Genomic DNA, 16565 nt, shown 5'->3' on the forward strand with positions numbered 1-16565 from the left:
CCTCCAAATTTCAGGTAAAACGAAGCAGATCCTTTAAATCGATCTTCCCTTCGTAAATGGCCTTGCCGAAAATTACCGCCGGTATTCCCGCTTCAGCCAGTTTTTCTATATCTTCAATCGAACTGACACCGCCGCTGGCTATGATATATATAAAAGGGATTGCTTCCCGTATTTCCTTATACAATCCGATAGCCGGTCCCTGCAACATTCCATCCCGGCTGATATCCGTACAGATCACCTTCGTGATCCCCTTGCCGTAATATCCCTGGATAAAAGGGATCAGTTCTTTATCTGTAGTCTCTTCCCACCCGCTGATGGCAATTTTATTATCTTTCGCATCAGCTCCCAATATAATCTTTTCGCTTCCGAACTTCGTGATCCAGGAAGTAAAAACCTCCGGATTCTTAACGGCAATACTTCCTCCTGTCACCATCCGGGCACCGCTTTCGAATGCGATTTCCAGATCGTCCTCCTGCTTCAATCCTCCACCGAAGTCGATCACCAAAGAAGTACGCGTTGCCAGTCTTTCCAACACACGATAGTTGATGATCCTGCCCTGACGGGCGCCATCGAGGTCAACCACATGTAAACGACGGATACCATGTGCTTCGAACATCTTTGCTACTTCCAGCGGATCTTCATTATACACTTTCTTCGTATCATAGTCGCCTTGCGTAAGGCGGACACATTTGCCATCTATCAAATCTATAGCAGGGATAAGCTCGATCATATTATCTTACAATTTTAGAAAGTTCCTCAGAATGACTTCACCGACTGAACCGCTTTTCTCCGGATGGAACTGCGTTGCATAGAAATTGTCCTTATGCAGCGAAGCACTGAACGGTTGAATATAATTAGTGGTTGCAGCCGTATATTCATTTACGGGTACATAATAACTATGTACGAAGTAAACAAATTTATTCTCCAATTGTGCGGTAAATAAACCGTCTTTAACTTGAGTGATCGTATTCCACCCCATGTGAGGTACTTTATCCTCATGACGGTGTGGAATAAACTTCTTTACTTCCGCATCAAAAATCCCCAGGCACTCTGCATCTCCTTCTTCAGAATGACGACACATTAATTGCATACCCAGACAAATACCCAGTACGGGCTGTTTCAGATCCTTAATAACAGCATCCATTTTATGTTCTTTCAGATAGTCCATGGTAGTTTGTGCTTCCCCTACACCCGGGAAAATTACCTTATCTGCTTTATTTAATAGTTCCGGGTCGGCTGTAATCACTGGACTTACCCCTAATCTTTTCAAGGCGTAACTCACTGAGTAGATATTTCCGGCATTATACTTAATAATGGCGACGTCCATTTTCTTTCTCCGTTTTCTTTTTTTATATTGAGTTGCAAAAGTAACAAATTATCATAACATATTCCCCTTTGGTTTATGAAAAGTTGCGAAACAGTGTAGAAATGTGACAAACCTGTTTTAAATTGCCCGACAAAGAACTCCGGTACATCCGAAATAGGCAAAAAAAATTTCATTTCTTAATCTCCTGCATATCAGCCATGATTAAAAAAAACGCATATTTTCTTTGCACGAAGTATTGCAGAATTGAAATTAATACTTACCTTTGCACCGCAATCGAGAGAGATTGATAATAAAAAGAGGTTCGGTAGTTCAGCTGGTTAGAATACATGCCTGTCACGCATGGGGTCGCGGGTTCGAGTCCCGTCCGGACCGCTTCTTTTTAATTATTATTTTTCTTATTTGTTTTGGTTCGGTAGTTCAGCTGGTTAGAATACATGCCTGTCACGCATGGGGTCGCGGGTTCGAGTCCCGTCCGGACCGCCAAAACAAGAAAGGTTATGAAGTTATTAAATTTCATAACCTTTTTTTTATTCCCTTTTTTATAATGCTATTTTCAAACACGCAAAACCAGTAGATCAGCACTGGTATTATTATCATAAACAGGAAAAAGCAGGAATTACATTTTTACTTTTTGAGTATTCTCATTAAACTGGCAACATCCTGTAATAAATTCACTGTCTCAAAGTGTCCTTTATAAAATACGGCCCAGTTATTGAATACACAAGGTAGCTCCTTGGCTTTTTGCAGCGTATCCACTTGAATGAAAGATACTGGAACATCATTCATTTCACAATGCTGTCTGACAATCTCAATTTTTTGATCGATATAAGGGCACTGCATATCATAATAAATTGTCAGTTCTTTGCTTTCGATTTCCAGCTTTTTCGCATTTTGCGCAAACTTCGGTATGGTTCCGTCAAAAGAAAGTGCCAGCAATTCATATCCATTATCGGTAGTATCGACCACCTCAAAACCGAACTTCTTCGCAAATGACTGGTCGGAAAGCCAGGATTTTTGTTTTTTCGCCCCGAGCATACAAATACCTGATTTACCCTTTTCCCTGGCATCGGCAATGCAATACTCCATCAGCGATCTCCCATAACCTTTCCCTTTGTAACTTCCCAGCGTCCATAAACAATAGAGATAATAATAGTTATCACCAGTAATGGGGACCCAGGCCGTTTCCAAAGGGGCATACTCTATAAAAACGGTTGCCTTTGCATTCAACTTTCTAAAGACATGACCTTCATTCAGCCGGTCAGAAAGCCATTGCCGCTTTGCCTCGACACCAGGATGGAGCTTTTTAGAGCGGATAATGCAACATAAATGCTCATCGGCAAGATTTTCTGTTGTTAAGTTTATAAAATCAGTATCCATGTGTATTTCACTTCAAATTAGATATTAGCAATCAATAAGCCGTAATCACGTCGTTTATTGTTAACAGATTATGAAAGACAAATGTAATGAATTAATATGGATAATCTCTATTTTATCAATTTCCCATAGATCATTTCAAATCGACATCACCCCGACTTTAGCATTGTTTTTCAAAAGATCTCATCCATTACTGTTTAAATAACCTTAAATGCCTATTTACATTAAAGCAAAAATCACAACACCCAGAATTATCATTTATATTTGTATAAACAAATTTTATAATGTCATGAAAAATAAAATTGGAGTCCTATTCTTACTTGTATCATTTTTCTCACTGATATCATGCGGCAAAGACAATGATGAAGAACTAATCGAAGAAAAACAATATGAATTTAGTTCTATCATGTGGGCTTTGCAGGAAGGTGACGGAGAAGATCTTTTTGAAATAAAAACACCTGAACAGGTTTTCCGTAATACAGGGAATACAACAAAAGAGATTGTTATTAATTCGTCTGAAAAAGTAGAAGAATCTTCTCAATTTTTCATTGACGAAAATATATTGCCTTATTTGCCGGAAGAAGAGATAACGATCGCTTTTCCTGATGTATTCGAATTGTTATCTTCTGAATACAAATATTTCGTTGGAGGTAGAAAAGCACCTTTCAAAAATGAAAAAACACTTCTTCCACCAAACAGAACAACTACAGAAACGATATCGTTAGCTCCCTCATGTGAGTTACGAAACAGCTCAACTTTTACGATGAAAAAAATAAAAGCGACATATCGAATTCGTTTTGTTGAGAAAGAAGGTATTGATAGCTATGAAAAAGAAGGCAAATGGGAAGGTGTATTTATCGTTTTTGAAAACAGCCAAACTGTTATTAATGAAATTAAATAACCGGCTTCATCTGTCCTATGAACAAGCGTTACATTCCAATTGTTATAATAAATAAAAAGCAATATGGAAACTTTCAAAGATATCATAAACGGAGATCGACCTGTATTGGTAGATTTCTTTGCCACTTGGTGCGGTCCGTGTAAAGTTATGAGTCCGACAGTCGAAGCTGTAGGTAAGGAACTGATCGGTCAGGCACGCGTCCTGAAAATTGATGTCGATAAAAATGAGGCTGTTGCGAACTTATACCGGATCCAGTCAGTTCCGACATTAATCATTTTCAAAAGAGGAGAAGTCGTATGGCGAACATCCGGAGTAATGGAGAAAAGTGCTCTTATAGAGCAAATCAAGAAGTTTACAGACTAAAACTTATATTCCCGAAAAGTATTTCATTGGTTAGTACCAATAAAAAAGGAACTCATTACTGAATTCCTTTTTTATTGTAGATATTATATTGTCTTAATTAGTTTCCTTCAATATCTGGGTTTGATAAATCTGAGACTTAGCCCATGTTGCAGCTGTCGTATCTTTATTAAACTCTTTGATATAGTTAATTCGGATATTCAACGTTTCATTTCCGGCCGCAGTTTCTTTTGACTGTAAAGTTTTGAAATAACCATGTGTATCAAATGCATAATTAAAAGGATTAGTACCAACAACACCTTTACCATCAGCATTCTTCACAATACGCAAAAAGAAGTCATAAACACGTTTCCCATCTACAGTCTGGGGTTCTTGACTATAATCATATTCCAAAAAATATGTATTATCCTGATCTGCTGGGACTTTTTCATGACTGGAACCTACAAATAAATAATTTTTAAGAGTATACGAATATTGAGTCGCATACAAAAGACCGGCATTCAAAGCAGTTATTTCACCGGGTTTAATGTTAGCCGTATCCAGCTGACTATTGAAATATCCATCATTATCTATTTTGTTTGTGACTACAGCATTAGTTACTGTCACATATTTGTTCGAGCCATTATTTGCAGGATCATCCGAACTATAAGTGCTAGTAAAATAAATACAATCACCAGTTTTCAAATCTTTAAATACCGGAGAATATACAGGCGTATAATCATCTATATAAGCTACAGTCCTAAAATCATCCGAATAATCAATAACTCCAATGCCATTTAAACTACTCTCATTATTACCATCCAAACAAGAGGTCAACAACACAGTTGCCACAGCAACCGCTCCTAAAGATTTAAGCTTCTTCATTTTCCGTTTTTTTATTTTTATGTTATTAGTATTTGTTTCTTATCAGATTAAAAACCGAACCGGAAACCGGCTTGCAGATTTACATTAAATGGTTTTTCAGAACGAACTGTTTCAATGGTACTTCCGTTATCGAAGTAATAATTCGCTCCCACTTCAGCATAGAGACTTAAAAAACGAAGTAATGGGTAACTAACACCGGCACGGGCATTAACAGACCACAACCATTCCTTCATACGAATATGTTCGGATTCTTTACCGTATAATTCTTTATGCATATATTTGTTCGTAACCAATTTACCTGCTACATTCACTTCTGTCATAATTCCTGCTGCAGCATATACCTGGAAACGATTCCATTCCGCTATTTTATATGACAAAGACAACGGAATGCCTATAAAATGAAGCTTCTGACTCGTTTTATTATGATACGAAGCTGTTGTTTCCCAGGAAGAAGACAATAAAGAATAATTCAAACCGGTCACTAAAGCAAAACGATTATTCAAAGAATAACTTATCGACATCCCCACAGAAACCGGTGTCTTATGCTTTACATTGGTCCTCGGCAACGAACTCTCAAAATTAGCCGCGTTCAGGAATAACAATTCCTGATCTGTCAGCGATGTATTCTTCAAAGCATACGTATTCAACGAATTGCTTGTCCCGGCAGTAACACTACCGCCTCCCATACCGAATCCCCAACGACGAGTAGAAACATTCTTCTCTTTTTTGCCGACCGGAGCAGCATCTGCTATCAACGAACGGGGTTCATCAGCAGAACCTACTTTCGGATGATCCTGTACAACATCCTCTGTTTCAACCACAGCGGTATCATCCGAATGTATTATTACTTCTGCATTCTCCTCCATGTCATCATCTGAAGAAATAACGGCAGGTTCAGTATCGGCAACTGTTACAGTCGCCTTATATGTTTCATGCTTCACCGGCCGTTGCACCCTGGCAACCGGTGTAGCTGTAATTTGTTCTTCTACAGGCTGTATCTGAGTAACAGATGGTTCTGTTTCCTTTGCCAGCTCTGTTTCTATTTTCTTTGTTTCCTGTTCGATCTTTGCAGCAATCGGAGTTGCCTCCTTCTCTGATATGAATAAATAAACGCTACTCGTTATCATTAACAGCGATATAACCGCTGCTGCAGCCCAATAGCGCAGGGTCCGGCGGAAAGGTACCGGCGCTTTACCCGGCAAACGATCGGCTATCGCCTCCCAGTCGCCCGGCATTGTATCCACCTCAAAATCTTGTAATTTCGAGCGGAACAAATCATCAATTGTATCTCTTTCCTTTTCCATTTTTTCCTTTCAATACAAAGCGTTAATCCTCTTTTGCAACATCTGTTTGGCGCGCGTAAACTGTGAACGTGACGTACTTTCCGTTATATTCAACATATCACTGATCTCCTTATGCGAATATCCTTCTATTGCGAACAGGTTGAATACGGTACGGAAACCAGCCGGTAACTCCTGTACCAACCTCATCAGCTCCGCCGCCGACATATCCGATATGACCGAACTATCCGGCTGTATCAATTCAGCCGTGTTATCCAGATCGGTCGATTCGCGCAACACATCCGATTTACGCAAATGTTCCAATGCACAATTGACAAAGATCTTACGCATCCACCCTTCGAATGAACCTATACCCGAGAAAGAGTCCATACTGGTAAAAACTTTTACGAATCCATCCTGCAACAAATCGCGGGCAGTCTCCCTGTCGTTCACATAACGCAGACAAACTCCCATCATTTTGCGGGAATACCTCTCGTAAAGCTCTTTCTGAGCCAGCCTGTCCCCCTTCCTACAACCATTTATCAGTTGTGTCTCATCCATTCAGTGTGTGCCTTCTCACCTCTTACGAGGCCATACAACTATTATGATGTTATTCTCGTACAAAACGCTGCATGTTTTATGAACTTTTTTTTCATAAAAGAGGCGGACACATAGATCCGCCCCATACAGGTATGCTTTGCAAAGATAAGATGTTCTAACGAATTTTCGTGTTAACGGATATAGACTGCTTAATTTTTTTTCGCAGGACTGACCGGACAACCGGCACCATCATCCACCGGCACGGCTTCCATACCAATCTTTTTAAAGGCTGAAGCTAATTTCGTTTTCGATGTCTTATCCGTCTTGTAAGTAACCTCTACCGTGCGGGTTTTAAGATCACACTTCATATCGGTCACTCCTTTTTCGAATGAGATATTCTTTTCTACTTTTTTCTGACAATTGGCACACTCCATTCCTTCAACGAAGAAAGTCACGGTGTCTTTTTTCTTTTTTGCATCCTGTGCATACGCCGTAGAAAAAGTAAATACGGCACAAATCAATGCTACTACAAACTGTTTCATAATGTATCTGTATTAATTGGTGAATATGATCGTCATTTAATCGCGGCTGATGTTAAAACGCAGACCGGCATATATTTTTCGTCCGTGAACCGGCCCCCAGACCATTGAACCGTCAAAATTATCTCCCCGTGGATTTTCGGCATCTATGATAGGATGAGATTGTTTATAATCGAACAGGTTCTCCGCACCTATATAGACCGACCATCTGCGAAAATACTTCGTTATCTGCGCATTCACAACAGTATAAGCATTAAAGTCGGATTTCCACAACGGATTTGTTGCATCCGGGGCAGGCATCCGGCCTCCTCCATTGAACTGGCCGGTCAGGTCGAACTGCCATTTCTTCAAGGGAGTTTGATAAGAAGCAGTCAGCAGCCCCTTATAATCGCTGACCAACGGTTTCTTCAGACGTTGTGTTACTCCCGCAGCATTCCGGTAATCGGTTTTTGCATCCGTATAACGGTAAGCGGCCGTCAATGTAAATCCACGGAAGAAGGGATAAGTCGCTTCCACCTGAAAACTATTTGAATAAGATTTCCCATCCAGATTATAAAAACTAACGGCATGAGGATCGCTATCCATATCGACTACGACCTGTTTCAGGAAATTAGTATAATACCATTCTCCGTTCAATGTCAGTTCCTTTCCGAACAACGGGATATAGAAAGCCAGGTTTACACCTGTATTCCAGGCCTCTTCCTGATCCAGATTATCTGCGATATTCATTTTACGGCTACTCGACAGCAGGAAGTTATTTTCTGCAAGAATATTTGCAGTTCGGAAACCTTTACCGGCAGAAACACGGACATGAAACCAGTCAAACGGATTATATTTAATATGTACGCGCGGCGTAACAAAGAAATCATATAAAGAACTGTAATCTGCCCTGATACCTCCCAACAGAATTAATTTATCGTTCAGGTTGTAAGTATATTGCAGATAAGCGCCCGGCACCACCTCCGTCCGGTCAAAGACATTACGCACATCATTCTGCAACAGGTTTTCATTGAAGCCGTCATAATTCATGCTTAGACCGGTGCTCAGACTATGCGCCGGAGAAAATTCCTTTTCGTAAAGCAAACTTGCATAAACATTGTTCTGATACACATTGTAAGGGGTACGGTCATACATGGACTTCTGTTCGTGGTAAGAACCGGAAAGGATCAATGCCACGCTTTCTACTTTTTCATTATCGATAATATAGGCCTGCTTCGTATAGAGTTCCGCCCGGTTCGTATTCAGATGAACCTTGTACGGATCGGCAAAATCATGATGTTTGGTGGCTTGCCCCCCGGTACGGCTTTCATGCAGATAACGGACTCCATACTGGGCGACATATTTATCCAGTTTATGATACCAACGGTTCATCAGGTTGACCTGTTCCCTCAAAGGAGTATCCAGAAAACCGTCATCGTTACCGTCATGCTGCTTCTTATCATTGGAATAATGAACCAGCAAGCCGGTCGAAACCTTGTCATTGATATGCCAGGAAGCATCTGCATTTCCTTCATAACGTCCGGCATCACTACCGAACAGATTTACGGAAAAGATATCTGCCGTCGGCGGTTTCTTAAATTCCACATTGATCTGGCCAGCCAGTGCTTCATAGCCATTCTTAACGGAAGAGGTTCCTTTAGACACCTGAATACTCTCCATCCAGGCACCGGGTACATAGTCCAGTCCGTATAAAGAAGCTGCACCACGGAAATTCGGATAATTTTCCGTCAGCATCTGCACATAGGTTCCAGCCAACCCCAACAGTTTGATTTGTCGCGCTCCGGTAGCTGCATCCGCATAGGAGACATCGACAGAAGGGTTTGTCTCGAAACTTTCCGCCAGGTTACAACAGGCGGCACGGCAGAGTTCATCATAAGTGATCTTCTGTGTCTGCAACACACTGGTTCGTGAAGCGATCGTTCCTATTTTACGTTCACTGATCACGACTTCCTCCAGAGCGACTTCACCTTTCAGTTTTATCTTCAATGGCTCGTCTACATTCGTAACCGGTAAGACAAAAGTCTCATAACCGATATAACTTACGACCAGTTTATTCGCTCCTTCCCTAGTTTTCAGTTTGAAAGCACCGTCTACATCGGTTGTTGTCCCTTGCTGGGTTCCTTCCCAATAGACATTCGCTCCGATTATCGGCTGGTCATTATCATCAAACACATGCCCTTTTACTTCTTTCGCCTGGGCTGTAATGGCGAAGAAAATCAGTATTATAATAAGATAGAGTTGTTTCAACATTACTTTATATTTTGATTCAGTAGATATTCCTGTAAAACCGGAATTTGGGGTTTCTATTATTACAGAAATGTTTCATTTCTGTAGTTGACAGTTGACAAGTGACAGTTGACAGTTATTATCAGATTTGAATGTTTCAATAATTATCTGAATTGAATGTTTCAAAGATTATCAGTTTGAGCTATCCCCTTATCAAAGATATTTCGCTATTACAGCTTCATTTGCCGTCAGTTTTAACTGACGGATTAGTAAATGATCTATTTCTTTGGACTTTAGTCACATTTTAAACACACTCTCCATGCTAAAAGAAATGTGGCTAAAGCCAAAAAGAGAAACAACTTGTAATCCGTCAGTTAAAACTGACGGCAAATGAACCTGTAACTAAGCATGCCTTATTGATAACAGATAGCCGATTGACGGATAGACTCCCGTTTTATATATTCGATTGCGAAGCCTAACTGTCAACTGTCACTTGTCAACTGTCAACTGTCAACTGTCAACTGAAAAAGGTTTCACCTTTTTCTAATATTGAGCTACTAAATCAACAGAGAAGTAAGTAAATTCAAATAAATGCGGGGACAGACAATAGGTGGTCCGTCCTGATCCTGCGAGATATATTCTTTTATGGAAGGAACCGGTACCAATGAGGTCAGAGATGAACCGAACGACAATAAGTCGATCATTACCGGTTGTAGTTCTACTATGGGATTATTAAAATTGCTCCAATCAAAACTGATCCGTTCCAGATCACAACAGTCGTCTTCGCAACAACCGGAGGAGCAGGATGTCTCTTCTGTAGTTGTGTCACAGCAACCATGACCGTGCACTTCACAACAATTATCATTTAATAAAACGGCTACACCTTCCGTACGGCAATCATTGCAACAATACGTCACAAAGTTCACTCCGGCACCTCCATAGAAAATAAGAGACGCCAGAAAAACGATAAACAGATATGTAACAGTCTTTTTCATTCAGCACAAAGATAGTGCTTTCACATATTCGCTCCTAATCGTTAATATTATTTAGGAAACTTAGATAAGTAATAATAGGTTTCAGGAGACGGCTGCCCTTCTATATGATAGCGTGTAGAAGCTGAAACACAGAAACTATAACCTCTCTCCTCATTCGGTCCGACCGGCAGATACAAGACTGTATCCCTTATCCCTGTTGCGAGCATGGATTTGGCCGACGCCGTATCGATCGAATCCGTCAATGAGTAATATACAGTATAGGTAAGATCCTCTTTTTCCGTTGCCGGTTTCTGCCAGGATAATTTCAACTCATCTCCTGTCCGTTCCACGCATATCCCTTCCGGTGAGTCAGGGATGCGGTCATTCAACCAGGTCAGCGGTAACAACTGGGCGGGATATTTATAATAATTATCTTTCAGCTCATTATATAACCCTTTCGAATTATCCAGCACATTTGCACAGCGGAAAAAAGTACAACCGGCACCTCCATAATAACGGCTGTAATCTATCTGATCCGTAATGTCATTAACCGTCCAGTCTGCTTCGGATTTATCCATCCGGTAAGCCCCCAATCCCGGGACAACCAAACGCCCGTTACAATTTTCCACCCAGTTGTCCACAAACGGGAAAAAATTGTCGTGCAGGTAGTACATCATCGGAACGATCATATCCTGTTTCCCTTTCTCCATCCACATTTTAGGGTCCTGGAAAACACTTTCATACGCCGTCCATCCGGCATTGGGAACCCGTTCAATACGGTTGTATTTACCCAGCGGCGAACTGCTGACCTGAACCCAGGGCTTTGCCTGTTTGACCCAGTCATAAATGCGATATACCATCTTATTGATATTCTCACGGCGCCAATCGGGCAAACGGGTAGATTTTCCATATTTCTGATGGACCGCCTTGTCCGGAAAAGTCTTTGCCTGCTCCGGATAACGGATATAGTCGAACTGGATGCCATCGATGTCATATCCGTTCACCAATTCCTTCACCAGTGATAAGATATAATCGGCTGTCTCCGGCACTCCCGGATCGAGATACCACTCTCCATTATGCCGTTTACACAACTTCGGATTCCGTTTCACAACAGAAAGTTTGCCCTGTTCCTTCACGGCCTTTTCCGTACCGACTGGAAATGTGACAAACCAGGCATGGCACTCCATTCCCCGTTTATGACATTCTTCTATTGCAAAAGCCAACGGATCATATCCGGGCATTGTTCCGTATTTACCTGAGAAAGTTTTCGATGCCGGTTCAATTGCCGAACGGTAGATCACGTCACCCCTCAAGCGAACCTGCAAAAAGACGGTATTAAAATTGGCATCGGCCAGCTGATCCAATATAGTACATAACTCCTGCTGCTGGGCTTTTCGTCCGGCTTCTGTTGTCGCCGGTTTCTTCGGCCAGTCAAGGCCATATATAGTAGTCAGCCAAACCGCACGTATCTCCCGTTTCGGAGATTCCACCGCACGTACAGATCCTATTATCAATAAAAATACAGGCAACAACAATAAAATTTTCTTCATACCACTCCCTCTACGATATTATTTGGTGGACAAAAATAATACATCTATGCATGATACATAGATGTATTACCTATTATTTTACTGATATTTAGTTTAAAAGATCAGAGCTTATTTACCCATTTCAGACAGGTAGCGTTCAGCTTCAATGGCTGCCTTACAACCACTGCCGGCAGCAGTAATTGCCTGGCGATAGTGCGGATCTGCCACATCACCTGCCGCAAAAACACCGGGAACAGTTGTACGCGGCGTATCAGGTATTGTTTTGATATAACCGATCTCATCTGTTTCAAGCCACGGTTTGAAAATATCAGAGTTCGGCTTGTGTCCGATAGCCAGGAAGAAACCGTCGATAGCGATATCCACCTTTTCTTCATCCGGTTCACCCATACGTTTTACCAAGTGAGCACCTTCCACGCCATTTTCTCCGAACAGACCGATTGTATTATGCTCAAACAGCACCATGATATTCGGCGTATTGAACACACGGTCCTGCATCACTTTCGAAGCACGCAGATAAGGTTTACGTACGATCAGATACACCTGTTTAGCCAAACCTGCCAGATAAATAGCTTCTTCGCAAGCCGTATCGCCACCACCTACTACAGCTACCACTTTCTTACGATAGAAGAAACCGTCGCAGGTTGCACAGGCAGAAACACCCATCCCGGCATATTTATGTTCGTCGGGGATTCCCAGATATTTAGCGGTTGCACCGGTAGCAATGATCAATGTTTCTGTTTCAATCACTTTCTCACCGTCGATCGTTATTTTATAAGGAGCAGCGGAAAGGTCTGTCGCCGTAGCGATACCGAAACGAATATCGGCTCCGAAACGCAAAGCCTGCTGTTTCAAATCTTCCATTAACTCCGGACCGGTGATACCTTCAGGATATCCCGGAAAGTTTTCAACTTCTGTAGTCGTTGTCAGCTGGCCGCCCGGTTGAATTCCTTCGTACAATACGGGAGACAAATTAGCACGTGAAGCATAGATTGCTGCTGTATATCCTGCAGGACCGGAACCTATAATCAGGCAACGAACCTTTTCATTTATTGAATCACTCATAGTTTTATGTTAATTGAAATTGATACTTGAAACTTATTTTATCGCTTATATTTTAACGCAGGTCGATCACTTCGGCATCCGGATAATCGCTTTCCTTAAAAACAAAAAAATCGTCCGGTTGGTTTACGCCTGTCTTCAAATTGCTGATATGAATCGTATTACTGATACCATTCTTTGCTTCAACCTTTATTTTAGCAGGGAAATTGGAGAATTTCTCGATCTGTAATTCCACTTTCAGGATATCCCCTTTCTTTTTAGGCGTTAATTCGATATCATAGGCAGACTTTCCGTTCGAAGCTGTACTTTCACCGATATATTTAGGGGTAAACCCTTTCTTATACGCCCGTAACAATAAAGCCGGATTGGTAAATTGCAGTTCTTCACCGCTCGGGGTACTTACATTAACTTCGTCATTGCGTTCCACATAAGACCATTGGGTCGTTCCGTCGAACCAGGTAACCATATCGGGGGTAACTAATGTAAACTTATCCCCCTTCATATTGATCGTGCCTTCAAAACTCTCAGATACTTTCTGCACATCCGAACGGGTGTTCAGAGCGAAGGAGGCTGAAATACCATTTGACTTTTCATAAGCATCGGCCGCCTTATCCAGGACGGAAGCAGCATTCTGTGCCCGGCTTGTTACTCTGATCCCAAAGAGCAGGCATGCCAGCAGTCCGAAAATAGCGATCGCTCTCCATATTTTTATTTTCTGTTCTCTTTTCATAGGTAATTAATTATTTAGGAAAAAAGGAAACCTTATTTCAGCGAATTAAGTAATTGCTCCAGATTATATTCATCCTGAATCAATACCTGACGGGCTTTACTTCCTTCAAACGGTCCGACGATACCGGCAGCCTCCAACTGGTCCATCAAACGACCGGCACGGTTATACCCGATAGCAAACTTACGCTGGATCAGCGAAGTCGATCCCTGTTGCTGGATTACGATCAGGCGGGCTGCTTCATCGAACAAGGGGTCACGATCGGACAGGTCGACCGAACCCGGTGCTTTGTCGTCACCACCTTCGCCCACATATTCAGGCAACAGGAAAGCTGTAGCATATCCGACCTGGCCGGAGATATAATTGACGATCTGTTCCACTTCCGGAGTATCCACAAAGGCACACTGTACACGGTTCGTATCACCTCCCTGCGAAAACAGCAAGTCACCACGACCGATCAACTGGTTCGCTCCCGGAGCATCCAGAATAGTACGCGAGTCGACCATCTGCATTACACGGAATGCCATACGTGCCGGGAAGTTCGCCTTGATAATACCGGTAATGATATTGGTAGACGGACGTTGTGTCGCAATGATCATATGGATACCGACGGCACGCGCTTTCTGTGCGATACGGGCGATCGGCGTTTCAATTTCTTTACCTGCCTGCATGATCAGATCACCAAACTCATCGATGATCACCACGATGAACGGCATGAATTTATGTCCTTTTTCCGGATTCAGATGACGGGATACGAATTTGGCATTATATTCCTTGATATTACGCACATGCGCTTTCATCAGCAATTCATAACGGTCGTCCATCTCCTTACATACGGAATTCAGCGTCATGATCACTTTGGTACAGTCGGTAATAACGGCTTTGTCCGCATCCGGCAGTTTCGCCAGATAATGGCGTTCGAGATCGGAATAGATACCGAATTCCACCATCTTCGGATCGACGAGTACAAACTTCAGTTCAGACGGATGTTTTCTATATAACAAAGATGTTATTACGGCGTTCAGCCCGACAGATTTACCTTGTCCGGTAGCACCGGCCACCAGTAAGTGGGGCATCTTACACAGGTCGAACATAAAGATCTCGTTGGTAATGGTCTTACCCAAAACGACCGGCAGGTCATATTTCGACTCCTGGAATTTGCGTGAAGCAACAACCGACTGCATAGATACGATCTGCGGGTCTTTGTTCGGCACCTCGATACCGATCGTACCCTTACCCGGCATCGGAGCAATGATACGAATACCCAAAGCCGACAGGTTCAGGGCAATATCGTCTTCCAGATTCTTGATCTTCGAAATACGGACACCCGTATCCGGAATTACTTCATATAATGTAATGGTCGGACCGACCGTCGCCTTAATAGATGCGATGCTGATACCGAAACTTTCCAGTGTCTGTTTGATTCGTTTCTGGTTAGCCATCTGCTCTTCCATGTCTACCTGATGATCGCTGACATCATATTTCTTCAGCAGTTCGATCGGCGGATTGCGGAAGCTTGACAGATCCAGTTTCGGGTCGTAATCACCCAAAGCGGAAGCATCATACACTTCGTCATCACCGGTAGGAACTTCAACGGTAAAACGCGGATCGCCGGGAAGATCTTCCGGTTCATCCGGCTGATTTTCCGCATTCGGAGCATCATAAACATCTTCTTCCCGAGGTACTGTCACTTCAAACGTATCATCATTGGAGATATTCGAATAGGTTTCTGTTTTCTGCTTCTTCTCCTCATGGCGGGCAGTCTCCATTTCTCTTTCCGTATCGAATACGAAATCATCCGTTTCTGGTTTTTCATCCGGCTGTTCTACAGTTCTACCTGACACCTTCTCTTCATCCTCTTTATTTTCAACTACTTCTTCCGCATCATCTGTATCTTCCACCTTTTCTCTCTTCAGACGATTTTTCAGCCATCCGAAAGAAAGCACACTTTGCAGGAACGGGATCGTTCTCTTGCTTGAAAATATAGCAATGATCAGAAAAACTCCGGCCAACAGCAAGATAGTTCCGGGAATACCGACATTGGTGATCATCATTTCCGACAGGTAATATCCATGTTGTCCTCCCAGATAAATAAATGTATCTTCATATCCGCTGATAAATACAAAAGCAAAAAACATAGATCCCCAAACCAGCATAGCGGCACAAAACAGAAACCGCTTCAATAGCGATACCCGCCGAAGGTTCATCAGTTTGGCTCCTACAGATCCGAGGAAAAACAAGATCATAAAAGAAGATATCCCGAACCAGCGGTTCATCAGCAGGTCAGCCAAAACAGCCCCCCGCACTCCCGTCCAGTTCTCAACCGACCCTCTATTCGTCAGCAGATCTGCCAACGGGACGTTTTCAATCTTGCTCTGATCGGCACCTCCTGTAAAGAAGAAGGATATAAGTGCCAATCCTATATAAATAGTGATAATTGCTATTACCAATCCTGTAATGAAACGGGTACGCTCATTGGTGAAAAACATTTTCATCAACGCAAATTTGCCCGGCTCGTTATTACTATTTTGTTTTGTTGTAGTTGCTTTCTTTGCCATATAAATCCTCGTATATATTAAGATAAAGAGAGATTTACCCATCTTCTCCTTATTTTATAACATGCAAATATACGGGATTATCTCCAAACTGCCACGAAAAAAAATCTTTTATTCCGGTTTGATACTTTTCACTAATTTTAGAGATTTATATATCCTAATCCGGACATTGTCTATAAGATTTAGTAAACTCTAAAAGCTGTTATTAGAGACAATCCCTTTGAGCCAATTTATATTAGAATGTCACATCAATCCCTCCCATAAACACAGCCTTGGGCATCGGATAACC

General features: G+C 42.0%; 15 protein-coding genes and 2 tRNA genes. 4 read left to right on the plus strand and 13 right to left on the minus strand.

Annotated features, from left to right (window positions below):
* Positions 1-10 precede the first annotated feature (10 nt).
* Together hisA and hisH are read right to left on the minus strand one after the other, a co-directional pair.
* Entirely contained in the window at positions 11-730 is a 720-nt protein-coding gene (gene hisA / locus DWW23_RS14500) for a 1-(5-phosphoribosyl)-5-[(5-phosphoribosylamino)methylideneamino]imidazole-4-carboxamide isomerase (protein WP_122353995.1), read from the minus strand.
* Positions 731-736: 6 nt separating this feature from the next.
* Positions 737-1327 (minus strand): imidazole glycerol phosphate synthase subunit HisH, encoded by a 591-nt coding sequence (hisH, locus tag DWW23_RS14505; RefSeq protein WP_122353996.1) that lies wholly within the window; start codon positions 1325-1327, stop codon positions 737-739.
* A gap of 298 nt (positions 1328-1625) precedes the next feature.
* On the opposite strand from hisH, the gene DWW23_RS14510 reads away from it, so the two are divergent.
* A tRNA-Asp gene (locus DWW23_RS14510) sits at positions 1626-1699 on the plus strand.
* 34 nt (positions 1700-1733) lie between these two features.
* Positions 1734-1810: transfer RNA gene (locus DWW23_RS14515), tRNA-Asp, on the plus strand.
* Positions 1811-1951: 141 nt separating this feature from the next.
* On the opposite strand, the gene DWW23_RS14520 is transcribed toward DWW23_RS14515, so the two are convergent.
* A complete protein-coding gene (locus DWW23_RS14520) occupies positions 1952-2704 on the minus strand; it encodes a GNAT family N-acetyltransferase (protein ID WP_122353997.1) in 753 nt (250 codons plus the stop codon).
* A 286-nt stretch (positions 2705-2990) separates the two neighbouring features.
* On the opposite strand from DWW23_RS14520, the gene DWW23_RS14525 reads away from it, so the two are divergent.
* Positions 2991-3602, plus strand: coding sequence for a hypothetical protein (locus tag DWW23_RS14525; RefSeq protein ID WP_147382616.1), 612 nt, complete (start codon positions 2991-2993; stop codon positions 3600-3602).
* A gap of 63 nt (positions 3603-3665) precedes the next feature.
* Positions 3666-3965, plus strand: coding sequence for a thioredoxin (trxA, locus tag DWW23_RS14530; RefSeq protein ID WP_122353999.1), 300 nt, complete (start codon positions 3666-3668; stop codon positions 3963-3965).
* Between the two features lie 93 nt (positions 3966-4058).
* On the opposite strand, the gene DWW23_RS14535 is transcribed toward trxA, so the two are convergent.
* The 10 genes from DWW23_RS14535 to DWW23_RS14580 form a co-directional block, all read right to left on the minus strand.
* A complete protein-coding gene (locus tag DWW23_RS14535) occupies positions 4059-4826 on the minus strand; it encodes a hypothetical protein (RefSeq protein ID WP_122354000.1) in 768 nt (255 codons plus the stop codon).
* Positions 4827-4873: 47 nt separating this feature from the next.
* On the minus strand, positions 4874-6130 hold the full coding sequence (locus tag DWW23_RS14540; RefSeq protein WP_122354001.1) for a porin family protein: 1257 nt from the start codon (positions 6128-6130) through the stop codon (positions 4874-4876).
* Positions 6131-6139: 9 nt separating this feature from the next.
* Entirely contained in the window at positions 6140-6667 is a 528-nt protein-coding gene (locus DWW23_RS14545) for an RNA polymerase sigma factor (protein ID WP_122354002.1), read from the minus strand.
* Between the two features lie 188 nt (positions 6668-6855).
* A complete protein-coding gene (locus DWW23_RS14550) occupies positions 6856-7188 on the minus strand; it encodes a cation transporter (protein WP_122354003.1) in 333 nt (110 codons plus the stop codon).
* A 36-nt stretch (positions 7189-7224) separates the two neighbouring features.
* Complete coding sequence (locus DWW23_RS14555) at positions 7225-9435, minus strand: TonB-dependent siderophore receptor (protein WP_122354004.1); 2211 nt, start codon at positions 9433-9435, stop codon at positions 7225-7227.
* A 533-nt stretch (positions 9436-9968) separates the two neighbouring features.
* Entirely contained in the window at positions 9969-10406 is a 438-nt protein-coding gene (locus tag DWW23_RS14560) for a hypothetical protein (RefSeq protein ID WP_122354005.1), read from the minus strand.
* A 47-nt stretch (positions 10407-10453) separates the two neighbouring features.
* Positions 10454-11935, minus strand: coding sequence for a glycoside hydrolase family 10 protein (locus tag DWW23_RS14565; protein ID WP_122354006.1), 1482 nt, complete (start codon positions 11933-11935; stop codon positions 10454-10456).
* Between the two features lie 108 nt (positions 11936-12043).
* Positions 12044-12997, minus strand: coding sequence for a thioredoxin-disulfide reductase (trxB, locus tag DWW23_RS14570; RefSeq protein WP_122354007.1), 954 nt, complete (start codon positions 12995-12997; stop codon positions 12044-12046).
* A gap of 52 nt (positions 12998-13049) precedes the next feature.
* Positions 13050-13724, minus strand: coding sequence for a LolA-like putative outer membrane lipoprotein chaperone (locus tag DWW23_RS14575; protein WP_122354008.1), 675 nt, complete (start codon positions 13722-13724; stop codon positions 13050-13052).
* 32 nt (positions 13725-13756) lie between these two features.
* A complete protein-coding gene (locus tag DWW23_RS14580) occupies positions 13757-16279 on the minus strand; it encodes a DNA translocase FtsK (RefSeq protein WP_122354016.1) in 2523 nt (840 codons plus the stop codon).
* Positions 16280-16565: the final 286 nt, after the last annotated feature.

The sequence above is a fragment of the Parabacteroides sp. AF14-59 genome, assembly GCF_003479515.1.
Lineage (GTDB): Bacteria > Bacteroidota > Bacteroidia > Bacteroidales > Tannerellaceae > Parabacteroides > Parabacteroides faecis.